This window comes from Listeria cornellensis FSL F6-0969 (genome assembly GCF_000525855.1).
Lineage (GTDB): Bacteria > Bacillota > Bacilli > Lactobacillales > Listeriaceae > Listeria_A > Listeria_A cornellensis.
In genome coordinates this window covers 24,700-39,289 of sequence record NZ_AODE01000005.1, presented here as the reverse complement: position 1 = coordinate 39,289, position 14,590 = coordinate 24,700, and the positions used below count along the sequence as shown (strand labels likewise).

Annotated in this window: 11 protein-coding genes, 1 tRNA gene and 4 pseudogenes; 6 read left to right on the top strand and 10 right to left on the bottom strand. The window is 43.6% G+C overall.

Going from position 1 to position 14,590, the window contains the following annotated elements:
• The first annotated feature begins 83 nt into the window (after positions 1 to 83).
• The 5 genes and pseudogenes from racE to PCORN_RS01880 all read left to right on the top strand — a co-directional run bounded on the left by racE (position 84) and on the right by PCORN_RS01880 (position 3,019).
• A complete protein-coding gene (gene racE / locus PCORN_RS01900) occupies positions 84 to 890 on the top strand; it encodes a glutamate racemase (RefSeq protein WP_036077077.1) in 807 nt (268 codons plus the stop codon).
• On the top strand, positions 890 to 1,639 hold the full coding sequence (rph, locus tag PCORN_RS01895; RefSeq protein ID WP_036077075.1) for a ribonuclease PH: 750 nt from the start codon (positions 890 to 892) through the stop codon (positions 1,637 to 1,639). Before racE ends, rph begins: the two co-directional genes overlap by 1 nt.
• Entirely contained in the window at positions 1,636 to 2,241 is a 606-nt protein-coding gene (locus PCORN_RS01890) for an XTP/dITP diphosphatase (protein WP_036077073.1), read from the top strand. Before rph ends, PCORN_RS01890 begins: the two co-directional genes overlap by 4 nt.
• A gap of 32 nt (positions 2,242 to 2,273) precedes the next feature.
• Positions 2,274 to 2,799 (top strand): annotated as a pseudogene (locus PCORN_RS01885) (metallophosphoesterase).
• A 146-nt stretch (positions 2,800 to 2,945) separates the two neighbouring features.
• Positions 2,946 to 3,019, top strand: a tRNA-Arg gene (locus PCORN_RS01880).
• A gap of 137 nt (positions 3,020 to 3,156) precedes the next feature.
• Here the strand turns inward: PCORN_RS01880 and PCORN_RS01875 are convergent.
• From PCORN_RS01875 to zapA, 9 genes and pseudogenes are all read right to left on the bottom strand, one after another.
• Positions 3,157 to 3,795, bottom strand: coding sequence for a hypothetical protein (locus PCORN_RS01875; RefSeq protein WP_051999170.1), 639 nt, complete (start codon positions 3,793 to 3,795; stop codon positions 3,157 to 3,159).
• Positions 3,777 to 3,953, bottom strand: a complete 177-nt coding sequence (locus tag PCORN_RS19190; RefSeq protein ID WP_159102507.1) for a hypothetical protein — start codon at positions 3,951 to 3,953, stop codon at positions 3,777 to 3,779. Before PCORN_RS19190 ends, PCORN_RS01875 begins: the two co-directional genes overlap by 19 nt.
• A 238-nt stretch (positions 3,954 to 4,191) precedes the next feature.
• Positions 4,192 to 5,407: pseudogene (locus PCORN_RS01870) on the bottom strand (aspartate kinase).
• Between the two features lie 11 nt (positions 5,408 to 5,418).
• On the bottom strand, positions 5,419 to 7,218 hold the full coding sequence (gene uvrC, locus PCORN_RS01865; protein WP_036077071.1) for an excinuclease ABC subunit UvrC: 1,800 nt from the start codon (positions 7,216 to 7,218) through the stop codon (positions 5,419 to 5,421).
• Between the two features lie 143 nt (positions 7,219 to 7,361).
• On the bottom strand, positions 7,362 to 7,676 hold the full coding sequence (gene trxA / locus PCORN_RS01860) for a thioredoxin (RefSeq protein WP_036077069.1): 315 nt from the start codon (positions 7,674 to 7,676) through the stop codon (positions 7,362 to 7,364).
• A 78-nt stretch (positions 7,677 to 7,754) separates the two neighbouring features.
• A pseudogene (locus PCORN_RS01855) lies at positions 7,755 to 10,115 on the bottom strand (endonuclease MutS2).
• Positions 10,116 to 10,145: 30 nt separating this feature from the next.
• Positions 10,146 to 11,859 (bottom strand): annotated as a pseudogene (polX, locus tag PCORN_RS01850) (DNA polymerase/3'-5' exonuclease PolX).
• A 76-nt stretch (positions 11,860 to 11,935) separates the two neighbouring features.
• Complete coding sequence (locus PCORN_RS01845) at positions 11,936 to 12,478, bottom strand: CvpA family protein (RefSeq protein WP_036077068.1); 543 nt, start codon at positions 12,476 to 12,478, stop codon at positions 11,936 to 11,938.
• A 1-nt stretch (position 12,479) separates the two neighbouring features.
• The gene (zapA, locus tag PCORN_RS01840; RefSeq protein ID WP_036077066.1) at positions 12,480 to 12,746 is read right to left on the bottom strand and encodes a cell division protein ZapA; all 267 of its coding nucleotides are present in this window, start codon (positions 12,744 to 12,746) and stop codon (positions 12,480 to 12,482) included.
• A 188-nt stretch (positions 12,747 to 12,934) separates the two neighbouring features.
• On the opposite strand from zapA, the gene rnhC reads away from it, so the two are divergent.
• Positions 12,935 to 13,861: a ribonuclease HIII gene (gene rnhC, locus PCORN_RS01835; RefSeq protein ID WP_149024217.1), complete on the top strand. Its 927-nt coding sequence runs from the start codon at positions 12,935 to 12,937 to the stop codon at positions 13,859 to 13,861.
• A gap of 50 nt (positions 13,862 to 13,911) precedes the next feature.
• Here rnhC and PCORN_RS01830 read toward each other — a convergent pair whose 3' ends face one another.
• A complete protein-coding gene (locus PCORN_RS01830; protein ID WP_036077063.1) occupies positions 13,912 to 14,586 on the bottom strand; it encodes a uracil-DNA glycosylase in 675 nt (224 codons plus the stop codon).
• Between the last annotated feature and the right edge of the window lie 4 nt (positions 14,587 to 14,590).

Below are 14,590 nucleotides of genomic sequence, written 5' to 3'. Positions count from 1 at the left end.
AAAAAATAAGAAAATGGAGAGTATAATCCAAAACTGTAGTATACTTATAGGAAGATGAAAATATAGAAATTGAGGCGAGACGTGTGAAAAGAGCAATTGGTTTTATTGATTCGGGCGTTGGTGGACTGACGGTTGTCAAAGAGGTCCTGAAACAGCTGCCCCACGAACAAATATATTATCTAGGTGACACCGCACGTTGCCCGTATGGACCGCGTGACAGTCAAGAAGTGAATCAGTTTACGTGGGAGATGACGAATTTCCTCGTAGATCGCAATATAAAAATGCTCGTTATCGCATGTAATACAGCGACAGCGGCAGCTTTGACAGATATTCGGGCACAACTAGACATTCCAGTTATTGGTGTTATTCAACCGGGTTCCCGTGCGGCTTTGAAAGCAACGCAAAACAACCGAATTGGCGTCCTCGGTACAATTGGAACGGTGCAAAGTATGGCGTATCCCAAAGCTTTGAAAGGTCTAAATCGCCGTGTCGAAGTGGATTCGCTTGCGTGCCCGAAGTTTGTATCGGTCGTTGAAAGTCGCGAGTATAAAAGCGCGATTGCTAAAAAAATCGTTGCGGAATCCCTACTCCCACTGAAAAGTACAAAAATAGACACGATTATTCTAGGCTGCACACATTATCCGCTACTCAAAACATTGATTGAGAATTTTATGGGCTCAGATGTGGCGGTTATTAATTCTGGTGAGGAAACGGCAAGTGAGGTCAGCGCTTTACTTGATTATCATGATTTGCTGGACCATGACGAAATTGGCGCGAATCATCGGTTTTTCACGACTGGTTCTGTCTCCATTTTTCAAGATATTGCGCAAGATTGGCTCGATGTTCCGGATATACAAGTGGAACATATTAAATTAGGGGGTGCGTCGTGATGAGATTCGACGGTAGAGAAAAAGATGAGCTACGTCAAATAGAGATGGTTCCTGGGTACATAAAGCATCCGGAAGGCTCGATTTTAATTACGGTTGGTGATACGAAAGTGATTTGTTCTGCTTCTGTGGAAGATCGTGTGCCACCTTTCATGCGCGGGGAAGGCCGTGGCTGGGTTTCAGCAGAGTACGCGATGTTGCCTCGTGCGACGGAACGCCGAAATATTCGCGAGTCTTCGAAGGGAAAAGTGACTGGTCGGACGATGGAGATTCAACGCTTGATTGGTCGTTCTTTGCGCGCCGTAGTTGATTTGGACGCTTTGGGCGAACGGACGATTTGGTTGGATTGTGACGTGATTCAGGCGGATGGCGGCACGCGTACAGCCTCGATTACTGGCGCATTTGTGGCGATGGTGATTGCGATTGGTAAGTTACATGAAGCTATCCCTTTTGCGAAATTTCCAGTCAAGGATTTTCTGGCTGCGACGAGTGTTGGCTTGCTTGAAAATGGCGATACCGCGCTTGATTTGAATTATGTGGAAGATAGTGCGGCAGCGGTGGATATGAATCTCGTGATGACTGGTGCTGGGCGCTTTGTGGAGTTGCAAGGAACCGGCGAGGAAGCTACTTTTTCAGAGGAAGAACTGAGCGAACTTTTGGCGCTTGGTAAAAAAGGAATTCAGGAATTAGTCGCTTTGCAAAAGGATATTCTGGGCGCGACGGCTGGCTTGATTGGAGGCGCTGCGGAATGAAGAAGCTTGTGATTGCAACGAACAACGTCGGCAAAGCTCGGGAATTCGAGAAACTTTTCGGCGCGCACGGCATTGAAATTTTGACATTGGCGGATTTTCCAGAAATCGGTGATATTGAGGAGACTGGTACGACGTTTGCTGAGAATGCAGCGTTGAAAGCAGAAACCGTGGCGGAACGAATCGGGCAAGTCGTGATTGGTGATGATTCTGGTCTGATTGTCGATGCGTTAGATGGCGCGCCAGGCGTGTACTCTGCGCGTTATGCCGGGAATCAGCATAATGATGCCGACAATAACGAAAAACTGTTGAGAGAGCTCACAGGCGTGCCAAACGATGCGCGCCAAGCCAAGTTTCATTGTACGCTTGCTATTGCTTTTCCTGGCGAGGCGACGGAATTCTTCACTGGCGAATGTGCTGGACAAATATTAACCGCCGCGCAAGGAGAAAATGGTTTCGGCTATGATCCCCTCTTCTACTTGCCAGAGTTTGATAAATCCATGGCTGAAATTAGCCCCGAACAGAAAAACAAAATGAGCCATCGCGCAAAAGCTTTAGAAAAAGTTGCGAAAAATATAGACCAATTGCTAGAAAAGATTGTATAATAAGAAAGTGTAAGAAGATGGGGGAGAATAATTTGAAATTACTAGTAGTCAGTGACAGTCATCATGAACGCGACTGTCTCATCCATTTGAAGGAAAAATATGAAGGAAATGTTGATGCGATGATTCATTGTGGCGATTCTGAGCTTGAAAAAGACGATCCCGCGATGCAAGGATTCCATACAGTTCGGGGGAAACTGTGACTTCGGCTCGGATTATCCGAATGATTGGGTTGGTGTCGTTGATGGTTATCGTATTTTCACGACACATGGTCATTTGTATAATATCAAGATGACATTGATGAACCTGCGTTATCGCGCGCGTGAATTGAACGCTGATTTTGTTTTCTTTGGTCATTCGCATGAATTAGGCGTTGATATGCTGGATAACACGATTATTTTGAATCCTGGAAGCATTTCTCTTCCAAGAGGACGCGTTCAAGATAAGACGTATGCATTGATTGACGCAACAGATAAAGGCGTGACGATTCGTTTTATGACGATTGATGATGTCGAATTAACCGAACTAACGCAAACATTCCCGCTTGTGAAGAACAACTAGTTTTTCAAGCGGGCAAGACAATTGGGGCGCTAAAAATGGATAAACTTGCAGTAATATGAATATTTTTTAGAAAGTTTGCCTAAAAGCATTGACAAATCGCCGAAAAAATCATAGAATGATACTTGGCTGTGAAAATTGTATAGCGCGTCCTGATAGCTCAGCTGGATAGAGCAACGGCCTTCTAAGCCGTCGGTCGCAGGTTCGAATCCTGCTCAGGACATAATCAAAAACGTCAAACACATTGCGGTGTAAGCATTTCTTTACGATAGGTGAAAGAACGGTATTCGAACCTTTATGTTTGCCGCACATTCAACACAAAAGCCCCTCGTTGATCCAATTGGACTAGGAGGGGCTTTATTATTTACTCAAGTCAAGGAACATTGGTTGTAATTCATTAGGCGCGTTAAATACTTCTCCGAACTTCACGAATCCAACTAATTCATATTTTTTAATTACTTTAGTCACGTTGATACTATCTAAAACAACAATTTTACCGCCAACCAAGGCACGAGCGTTATCAATTTCCTGTAATGCATGCGTTAAAATATCGTTAGCACAGAATCCTTTTAACGCGCAAATATCATTCTTGGCGACTTGCGCCAGCAAATAAGCGGGCATCTCATTCATGTTATCAGGACTCTTGCTACTAGCGATGAGTTTTTTCTTTACTAATTTTTCTAGTTTACTAATATCCAAAATTTTTATTGAAATAGTAGAAAAGCCAAGCCACTCTTCTTTATATGTGTAGAGATACGTCCTAGTCATGTGATGCAATTCGTTGTCAAAGGCTTTGTTTCGCAAGAATGTCACAACATCAGCATTTCTGGCACACATAAAAGAAGAATCTACTCTAGCAACAAAGCGACGTTTAGCTTCTTTTTTGACATTTTTATCGCTTAATTCTGGTGATTCCTCTTTTATTACATATATTAGGTTTGTGATTATACCGCCCAGAGACTCCGTTTTATATTGTTTGCTTATGCCTTTCTCATCCAACTCGCAACAACTCTTTCTGTAACTTTTGTTTTCGCCATCGCTGCCTTGCTCTCTGCACTTAATGCCTGCTTTAATTTCTCCGTAGGGACCGCTTTATCTAGTTTCTCTACATCATCAGCAGTCAAGGTGATTTGTCTATCAATACTAACTGTTGCCATATCAGTCGCTCCTCTCTATATCAATTACATTATATCATAGCTACTACATTCGGAACAAGAAGAGTTTAGATTGGCACAAATCAAAAAACATGCCACAAGCCTCATTTGAGCATACAGTAAGTAAGGAAACATTAAATAGCACGAAACTCACAATCATAACTCAGTGTGGGCTTCGTGCTATTTTAATGATCTCATTGGCGACAATCTTTACCGAATGAGCATAATAATTGCACCAAAATCAATCCTCCAACTCAAACCGATCATGCAACACCTGCGCGGCTTTGATCATCTTCTTCTCATCCACCACAGTCGAAACCTTGATTTCCGATGTACTGATCATTTTAATCGCGACATCATTATCCGTCAACGCCTCAAACATATGGGCTGCGACTCCTGGGTTAGAGACCATCCCAGATCCAACAATCGATACTTTTGCTAAGTGCTGCTCGGATTCTAATTTTGCGTACTGTAACGTCTCCTGATGCTCTTCTAGCACGGCTAATGTTTCGAGTAATGCTTTTGTTTTAATCGTGAAGGAAAGGTTGCCGTGGCCAAGTCCAGTGATGCCTTGGATGATAATGTCCACATCAATATTATGATCGGCAAGCGTTGTAAAAACCTTCGATACGCGCATGTTTTCTTTCTTATCCCAGTGAATCGTCACGCGGGTTATTTTATCTTCAAATGCGATTCCTCGCACGACTTTCGTATTTTCCACGGTCATTTCCTCCTCAATCATCGTTCCTGCTTCGGTTTCGTGGCTAGCACGGACTTCAAGCGGGATACGGTAATTTTTCGCGTACTCCACTGCTCTTGGGTGCAGAACGCCTGCTCCGAGGTTCGCCAGTTCCAGCATTTCATCATAGGTTACTCGACTCAACTTGCGTGCCTTCTTGATGTAACGCGGGTCTGTTGTGAAAACGCCAACGACATCTGTGCAAATACTGCATTTATCGGCTTCTAGGGCAGCGGCAAGCGCGACGGCTGTTGTATCTGATCCGCCTCTTCCTAATGTCGTAATTTCGCCGTCTCCACTGACACCTTGAAACCCTGCAACAATCACGATTTGGCCTTTTTCTAGTGCATCTTGAACCGTTTCGGTGTCAATGTCTAGAATTCTGGCATTGCTCGCGATTGGTTCGGTCGTGATACCTGCTTGCCAACCTGTGTACGATACCGCTTCATAGTTTTTCTCGTGAAGGGCCATTGATAGTAAGGAAATCGTGATTTGTTCGCCGGTCGAAAGCAACATGTCCATTTCGCGCTTGCTTGGGTGCTCGCTGATTTCTAGCGCCATGTCGACAAGTCTGTCTGTGGATTTTCCCATTGCGGAAACGACTACGATGACTTGATTCCCTTTTTCAAATTCGCGGATTGCTTGATCTGCGGTTTTTTTTGATTTTTTCGATGGTGCCTACTGAGGTTCCGCCGAATTTTAAAACTACTCTTCCCAAAAATACCCCTCCTATTTCGGTTTTTCTTCGTTCATTTTTGCAAATTTTGCGTGGACTGCTTCGGCAACGGCTACCGGTACGCCTGCTTCTTGAATTTCAGCAACGGATGCGGCTTTTAGTTTTTTCATGGAGCCGAAATGTTTGAGAATCGCTTTTTTGCGGCCTGGGCCAACGCCTGGAATGCCATCAAGTAAGGATTGAAATCCGGTTTTGCTTCGTAGTTGGCGGTGGAATGTGATGGCGAACCGATGGACTTCATCCTGAATGCGTTGTAGTAGGTAGAATTCTTGGCTGTTGCGATGTAGTTGCACGACCGCCAGTGGATCACCGAACAGCAGTTGGCTCGTTTTGTGCTTGCTATCTTTGGCAAGCCCTGCGACCGGAATATCCAGCCCAAGTTCATTGACTAGCACATCTTTCGCACTATCAATCTGACCTTTCCCACCATCAATCAAAATGAGATCTGGGAGTGGCAAACCTTCTTTGAGCACGCGCCAATACCGACGACGCACCACTTCGCGCATCGTTGCGTAATCATCAGGTCCCACAACGGTTTTGATTTTATATTTGCGGTAATCATTCTTGCTTGGGCGCCCATCGAGGAACGTAATCATCGCGGAAACTGGGTCTGTCCCGTAAATATTCGAGTTATCAAAAGCCTCAATGCGGTTTGGCGTCGGAATCCCCATCGCTTCTCCGAGTTTTTCCGTAGCTCCAACCGTCCGTTCTTCATTGCGTTCGAGTAGCAGAAACTTCTCATTTAGCGCTATTTCAGCATTTTTGTACGCTAGTTTCACAAGGTCTTTCTTATTTCCGCGCTTGGGAACGAGGATTTTCGTATCCGGCAATAACGCCTGAATCGCCTCTTCGTCCACATCATCCGGAAGAAAAATTTCCTGTGGCGGAATATGGTTCGCCTTCTGATAAAATTGCCCAATAAACGTTAAGAAATCCTCATCTGCATCGCTATAAAATGGGAATTGTGACACATCGCGTTCAATCAGTTTACCTTGGCGAATGAAGAACACTTGCACGCACATCCAGCCTTTATCAATCGCGTAACCGAACACATCGCGGTCCACGAAATCATTCATTGTCATTTTCTGTTTTTCCATCGTCGTTTCAATCGCTGTGATTTGATCGCGGTACTCCGCCGCCTTTTCGAATTCCATCGATTCAGCCGCGCTTTGCATTCTTCCCGTCAAATCCTGCTTCACTTCTTTATATCCGCCATTTAAAAATTGAACAATCTCATCCGTCATCGTTTTATACGTATCGGCTTCCACTTTGAAAACACATGGCGCGAGACACTGCCCCAAATGATAGTACAGACACACCTTGCTCGGCATCGTCGTACATTTGCGCAACGGATACAACCGATCCAATATTTTCTTCGTCTCATTCGCCGCATACACATTCGGATATGGACCAAAATATTTCCCCTTATCACGCTTCACTTTGCGCGTAATAATCAATCTCGGATGCCGCTCGTTCGTAATTTTGATGAACGGGTAGGTTTTGTCATCTTTTAGCATAATGTTGTAGCGCGGATCATGCTTTTTAATCAAATTTATTTCGAGCAACAGCGCCTCGACGTTCGAGGATGTCACGATATATTCAAAATCGCGAATTTCTTGGACTAAACGTTGTGTTTTCCCATCATGTGAACCAGTAAAATAGGAGCGCACACGATTCTTCAAAATCTTTGCCTTACCGACATAAATAATCGTGCCCTGCTGGTCTTTCATCAAATAACAACCAGGCTGATCAGGCAAAAAGGCAAGCTTATTTCGGATATGTTCTGTCGTCATTGTCATCACTCCATAGTCTTGCTTTACTTCTTCTTTAGTGTAGCATAAATCGGCTTTGTTGCAACAAAAAAAGCTAGGAAAACGAGGGGAAAACGTGAACTAAATCGCGCTTCCTCTCATTTTTAACCAGCTCTTCGAAAATTTTATAGATATTTCGCTAAAACTTCATCTAATTCTTCTTTTGGACGATAGCCGATAATTGTATCCACCACTTCGCCGTCCTTCTTGATAAGCAATGTCGGGATACTCATTACACCAAATTTTCCTGGTGTTTCTTGATTCGCATCCACGTCCATTTTAACGATTTTTAATTTGTCGCCTTGTTCTGCGTCAATTTCTTCTAGAACTGGCGCAACCATACGGCAAGGACCACACCAAGTTGCCCAGAAATCAGTAAGCACTAAACCTTCGCTCGTTTCTTTTTCGAAATCCGCGTCTGTAATTTCTTGAATAGCCATTTCTCTACCTCCTTACACATATTGTATCGTTAGTATAGCACTGCGTCTCTATATGGAGCCAATAATCTGCTCAAAATCTTACTTCAGCTCGGCGATGGTTACCCCGTTCCCGCCTTCTGCCGCGGCTCCGAATCGAATCGACTTCACCATCCGGTGGTGTTTCAGAAATTCGGTAACCCCTTGTCGTAGCGCACCCGTTCCTTTACCGTGAATGATGCTGACTTGGTGGTAACCTGCGAGCAAGGCCGCATCGATATATTTATCCACCTGTTGTAGCGCATCTTCATACCGAACGCCACGCAAATCAAGCTCGGTTTTTGTCACAGAATTATCACTTCTCACCGTTGTCACATGGCGCAATTTCTTCGGTTGCTCTGGTTTCATATACTCAAGATCCGCTTCCTTCACTTTCGTTTTAATGATCCCGATTTGAACGTTCCATTCTTTACTATTCACACGATTTAGAAGCACCCCCTTTTTTGCCCTAATGACAAAATTCGTACTTGGTCTCCTTGTGCAAACTTATGCGCCACTTTTGGCACATCATGGACGACTTTTTTCCTGAATCGTTTTTGGCTTCACTTGATTGAGACGGCTTCTCATCTCGATCAGTTCATGTTCTTTGAGCCCTGCCGCACCTTGAAGTTGCATTTGGCGCAACTCTTGAATAATCGCTTCGGCCTCGACTTCCGCTTTTTCAATAACACCTGCTGCTTTTTCGTTTGCCTTTTCAAGCAATTTATCCTTTTTATCATGATATGCAATAATCTCTTTTTGAAGGTCTTTTTGCAGTTTTTCAGCATCGCGGCTCATTTGATACGCTTCTTCGTACTCCAATTCCGCAGCCTTACGCTTCTCTTCCAAACTCGAAATCATATCGTTCAAATCAGCGCTTTCCGTGTCTACGAGACTTCTAGCATCTTCAATAACCGCTTCACTAAGACCAAGACGACGCGAAATCGCAAAAGCGTTACTTCGCCCAGGTACGCCAATCAATAAGCGGTAAGTCGGGCTCAATGTCTCAACATCAAACTCCACCGATGCATTCGTCGCAAATTCGCGATTATAACCGTACGCTTTTAGCTCAGGATAATGTGTCGTCGCAACAACACTCGCTTGTTTGGCTGCCACCGCATCAAGAATTGCAATCGCAAGCGCGGCCCCTTCTTGCGGATCCGTTCCCGCCCCAAGCTCATCAAATAGAATCAGGGAATCGGCATCCATTTTGTCAAGGATCGATACAATGTTCGTCATATGCGAGGAGAACGTACTCAAACTCTGCTCAATTGACTGTTCATCCCCAATATCCGCAAAAACTTGTGAGAAAACAGCAATTTCCGATTCTTCCTCTGCAGGAACTTGCAATCCAGCTTGTGCCATCAAAGTAAGCAAACCTAGCGTTTTCAGTGTAATCGTTTTCCCACCAGTATTTGGCCCCGTAATCAGCATCGCACGATAATCCCCACCAAGCAGGATATCATTGCTAACAACCGCTTCAGGGTCGAGTAGCGGATGGCGGGCATTCAGAAGTTTCACAATACCATCTTGATTAATCCGTGGCGTAATCCCTTTCATCGACTTACCAAACCGTGCCTTCGCAAAAATAAAATCGAATCGCGCTAAGACGTAGGTATTTTGCCGAATTTCGGTGATGAATTCTGCTAACACCGCAGAAACCTCCGCTAAAATACGTTCAATTTCCTGCTTCTCTTTTGCCTGTAAAGTACGGCGTTCATTGTTCATATCCACCACGCTTTGCGGCTCGATAAATAGCGTTTGGCCCGATGCCGATTGATCATGCACAATTCCGCCATAATGCCCCTTATATTCATGTTTTACTGGTAAAACATAGCGATCGTTTCGAATCGTAATAACTGTATCACTCAACATTTTCGACGCATTTTTATCGCGTAAATATTGCTCTAAGCGTTCACGAACACGACCTTCCGTACGACGCAATGTTTGCCGAATATTACGTAAAGCCTCACTTGCCGTATCCAAAATTTCACCAGCTTCATCCACTGTCAGCGCAATCGTATCTTCCGTATCGCGCATTGGCACAAGTTTCCCCGCAAGTTCATCCAACAACTCGATTTCAACACCTTGTTCTACGAGACCATCAACAAATTGCTTCATTAAACGACTGACACGAAGATTACTTCCGGTTTGATAAAGTTCCAAACCACTTAAATCCCCACCTATTTCAAGACGTTTCATATGTCCAGCTACATCATAAACCCCAGATATCGGTGCAGCTCCGCGTAAACGAATGACTTTTGCACCTTCTTCGGTTTCACGTTGCGCTAATTTCACTTTATCTATATCCGACGTTGGTTCTAGCGCTCGAATGGCCTCTTCACCTAGCGCAGAAGAAGCAAATTCGAGGAGTTGCTGCTTTATTTTATCGAATTCTAAAATCGTTTCTACTTTTTTACTCATATTATTTTAACTCCAGTTAGCGTCCTTCCATTACGGACGATTATTTTTAATAAACGCGAGAAAATCCTCTTTTCCCATCGTATTTAATACATTTTCTTTACGTAGCCACCCCTTGGTCGCTGCTCGAACACCAATCTCCATGAAATCAAGATGTTTTGTATCATGTGCATCTGTATTAATCGCAATTGGCACGTGATGCTCTGCCGCAAGCTCTAAATACTTCGCCGTCAAATCTAGTCGTTGTGGGTTCGCGTTGAGTTCAAGAGCTGTTCCAGTTTTCGCAGCCAATGCAATCAATTCCTCCACGTTCACACGATACCCATCACGACGACCAATAACTCGCCCTGTCGGATGCGCAATCAAGTGGACGTAAGGATTTTCACAAGCCACTCGCAGACGATTCATGATCTCTTCCTCTGATTGTGAAAAACTAGAATGAATCGAAGCAATCACAAAATCCAAATCTTTCAGCAAATCATCGTCAAAATCGAGCGTTCCATCCGGCAAAATATCCATTTCGATTCCCGATAAAATCTCAATTTCTGAATACTGCTCATTGTATGTCCTAATCTCCGCTTGCTGCTTCCGAATCCGTTCCTCGGTCAAACCATTCGCCACTTTCAAAAACTGCCCATGATCCGTTATCACCATGTATTCGTAACCCTTCGCGATACACGCTTCAATCATTTCAGAGAGCGAATACGCACCATCGGACCACGTCGTATGCATATGCAAATCACCTTTTATATCCGCAAGTTGCACGAACGCAGTATCCGCTTTGATTCGATCAATCTCCGTACCATCACGTCTTATCTCAGGCGGTAAAAATGGTATATCAAAATGCGCAAAAAACGCTTCCTCCGTCTCAAACTGCTTCACGTTTCCAACCTCGTCTTCCACGCCATACTCATTGATTTTCTCGTCTCGTTGCTTGGCGATTTGACGCATCCGGATATTATGATTTTTTTGAGCCCGTAAAATGATGTAGCGTACTGACAAATTCAGCCGGCGCGACCATTCGGAAATCCACAGAAATTTTGATAACATCATTCAATTCCACCGAAACCTTCGTATCCCCAGCCGCAATCACTTGATCAATCGTTTCAATCGCTAAAAGTTGCTTGGCTACAGCATCCGGTTGATCCGTTGCAATCACAAAATCCAAATCCTTCACCGTTTCCCGCAACCTTCTGAAACTTCCCGCATGCGAAAACCTTATAATTTCGGGAATTCCAGCTAAATAAGCTTCCAGACTTTTTGCAATTGGCAACACATCATTCAGTGGATATCGGTCCGGACGTTCGCCCATTTCTTGAACAGCCTCCACCATTTTATCAACAGACTTCTGTCCAAATCCCTTCAACGCAGAAATGCTACCATCCTCCGCTTTGGCAAGAAGCGAGTCACGATCAACAACACCAAGCTCCTGATACAAACGAGATAACTTTTTCCCACCAAGTCCAGGCACTTTCAAAAGTGGCACCAACCCTTCTGGAACCTCTTTCATCAGCGACTCTAACTCCTCTGACTCGCCAGTTTCTAGATAATTTTGAATAATAACAGCTGTTGATTTACCAATTCCCGCAATCTTTGTAAAGTCCTCGATTTCTGAAAGACTGCGTTCATCTTGTTCCAATGCGAGTGCTGCCTTACGAAATGCTGATATTTTGAAAGAGTTTTCACCTTTTAACTCCATATATAACGCGATTGTCTCTAATAAATTAATAATTTTCTTTTTATTCATTTCCCATCTCTCCCTTTAAAAAAAGCAGAAAAGCTGGAACTGAGTAGCCCCAGCTTTTCGCTGACATCCATAAAAACTATTTAGGTAATATCCCCGTCATCCACTTGTAAAAAGAATCAGATAACAACGGTGTATTTTCTAGGATCCATGTAGCAACTGACGAGCCAGTAATCGCATTTTGCGCCCACTCTGCTGGAAAAATCGCACCAACATATAAAATCAAGAAAATGACCAAGTACGTTTGTAAAACACCTAATACAGCACCAATCAAGCCATTCACCTGACGTAAAACCGGTACTTTTGTAACGCCTTTAAACAAAGAAGCAATCATGTGTACAACGATAATCGCAACTAGGAAAATCATCAGAAAAGCAATACTATTATAATACGCGTTCTCTGTATGAAGCGCATCGAGTAACGCATATAAATCACTCGACTTGTCCAATTTTGGATATGGAATGAACGTAATATGCGGTGCTAACTCTTCATAATATTTGTACGCTACAAAAAAACTTAATAGATAACCAATCGTAATAATTAACTGGCGTAAAACACCGTTCCGATAGCCATTGACGAATCCGCCAATCAACAAAATGAGTATAATAGCATTTAAAATCAATTTATTCGCGTCCTTTAATCCGAGCCAGTTCTTTCTCTAGCTCTTGATATTTTTCCTCTAATTTCAGATAATCATGAGTGGCATTAACGGCAGTCAACACAGCAAGTCTACCACTATCTAAAGACCGATTCTGCGCACCAATCTCATGCATTTTTTCATCGACAAGACGCGCAACCAGACGAAGATGTTCGGTAGATTCTACACCAACAATCGTATATTCTCTTCCATATATTGTTGTTGTCAGCTTGTTTCTAGTATTGTCCGCCATCTGTCTTCCTCCTCATTAATATCCTCAACACACATTTATCCTACTTGTACCCCATCTTATCATGAAAAGCAACCGAAGAAAAGCGCAAATGTTCTAATCCAGAATGATTTCAGTCTTAAGTATGAAACAATCCCGCGAATTATGGTAAAATAAAAAGCAATGAACCTAAAAGAAAGAAGATGATTCCAATCGCAAACACCGTTATCCAAGCCACACCAAAACAAATCAAAGCCATGCAAAAAACTTATTTACCCCATATGTCCGATAAAATACCACCCGGTGCGATTTTCGCTGTGAAGAAAACAGGTCTCTCCATCACCGCCTATAAATCTGGAAAAGTCATGTTCCAAGGCGTAGCTGGCGAACGCGAAGCCGCCAAATGGGGCACTGCAACAACACCAAAAGCGAAGTCTACAAAAGTAAGCACCTCCGTTCTACCACCAGGTTTCGCATCGAAAAACGTCGCCGGTTCGGACGAAGTTGGTACTGGGGACTATTTCGGGCCAATGATCGTCGCGGCTTGCTATGTCGACCAAGCGATGATGCCACTTTTGAAGCAGCTTGGTGTGAAAGATTCGAAAGCGATGACCGATCCAGAAATTTGTGAGATTGCTAAAAAAATCATCCCCGTTGTCCCGCATAGCCTCTTACTGTTACCTAATCCTAAATACAACGAGTTACAGGCAAAAGGCATGAATCAAGGCCAGATGAAAGCAATCCTGCATAATCGCGCGTTAGAAAACGTCCTCAAGAAAATAGCCCCTGTCAAGCCAGACGCGATTCTTATCGACCAATTTGCTGAAAAGAATACCTATTATCGCTACCTTACCAAAGAAGCTTCTGTCGTCCGTGAAGATGTTTTCTTCGCAACGAAAGCGGAAGGGCTGCATCTCTCTGTAGCCGCTGCATCGATTATTGCTAGATCACGTTTTGTAGAAGCTTTCCGTGAGATGGAGCAAGAACTCGGCCTCCAAATCCCTAAAGGCGCCAGCTCAAAAGTTGATCAAGTAGCCGCTGATATTCTGGATACAAAAGGAGAAGAGACGCTTCAACGCTATACAAAGTGGCATTTCGCAAACACCGACAAAGCTCGGAAGTTATCGCGAAGAAATTAATAAATGATATCCTTACCTCGCAATGTAGCTGCCAAGTAAGGATATCATTTTTATATGTTCGAAATTTGCCAATGAATCGGCGCGAGACCACTCTGTGTTAAATAATGATTCGCTCTCGAGAAATGTCGACAACCCATAAAACCTCGATTCGCTGATAAGGGACTTGGATGTACCGAAGTTAATATTAGGTGGTTCGGATTTCGCAACAATACTTGTTTCGACTTCGCGTTATTTCCCCACAATAAAAAGACAACCGGTTCCGTCCTTTGACCAAGTAGCGAAATAATAGTATCCGTCAACTTCTCCCATCCTTGATTCGCATGTGAATTCGGCTGCCCTTCCCGCACCGTCAAAACAGTATTTAGCAATAACACACCTTGTTCTGCCCATGGAAGTAAATAACCGTTGTTCGGAATAACTAGCCCCAAATCATCCGCTAATTCTTTGTACATATTAACGAGTGACGGCGGCGTTCTGACACCTGGTTTCACAGAAAAAGACATCCCATGCGCCTGTCCTGCTCCGTGATATGGATCCTGTCCAAGAATCACAACCTTAACATCTTGATAAGCCGTATATTTCAACGCATTAAAAATATCATACATATCTGGATATATTTTCTGATTCCCATACTCCACCTTCAAAAACGCTCGTAATTTCAAATAGTAATCCTTCGTAAATTCTTCTTTTAGCAATGCATCCCAATCATTTCCTAATGGAATCATGTTG

Bases quoted from the DNA above. Each gene is read 5' to 3' on its own strand.
- rph (WP_036077075.1), top strand. From the start codon at position 890: ATGAGATTCGACGGTAGAGAAAAAGATGAGCTACGTCAAATAGAGATG.
- PCORN_RS01890 (WP_036077073.1), top strand. From the start codon at position 1,636: ATGAAGAAGCTTGTGATTGCAACGAACAACGTCGGCAAAGCTCGGGAA.
- PCORN_RS19190 (WP_159102507.1), bottom strand. From the start codon at position 3,953: ATGGCAACAGTTAGTATTGATAGACAAATCACCTTGACTGCTGATGAT.
- uvrC (WP_036077071.1), bottom strand. From the start codon at position 7,218: ATGACGACAGAACATATCCGAAATAAGCTTGCCTTTTTGCCTGATCAG.
- trxA (WP_036077069.1), bottom strand. From the start codon at position 7,676: ATGGCTATTCAAGAAATTACAGACGCGGATTTCGAAAAAGAAACGAGC.
- zapA (WP_036077066.1), bottom strand. From the start codon at position 12,746: ATGGCGGACAATACTAGAAACAAGCTGACAACAACAATATATGGAAGA.
- PCORN_RS01830 (WP_036077063.1), bottom strand. From the start codon at position 14,586: ATGATTCCATTAGGAAATGATTGGGATGCATTGCTAAAAGAAGAATTT.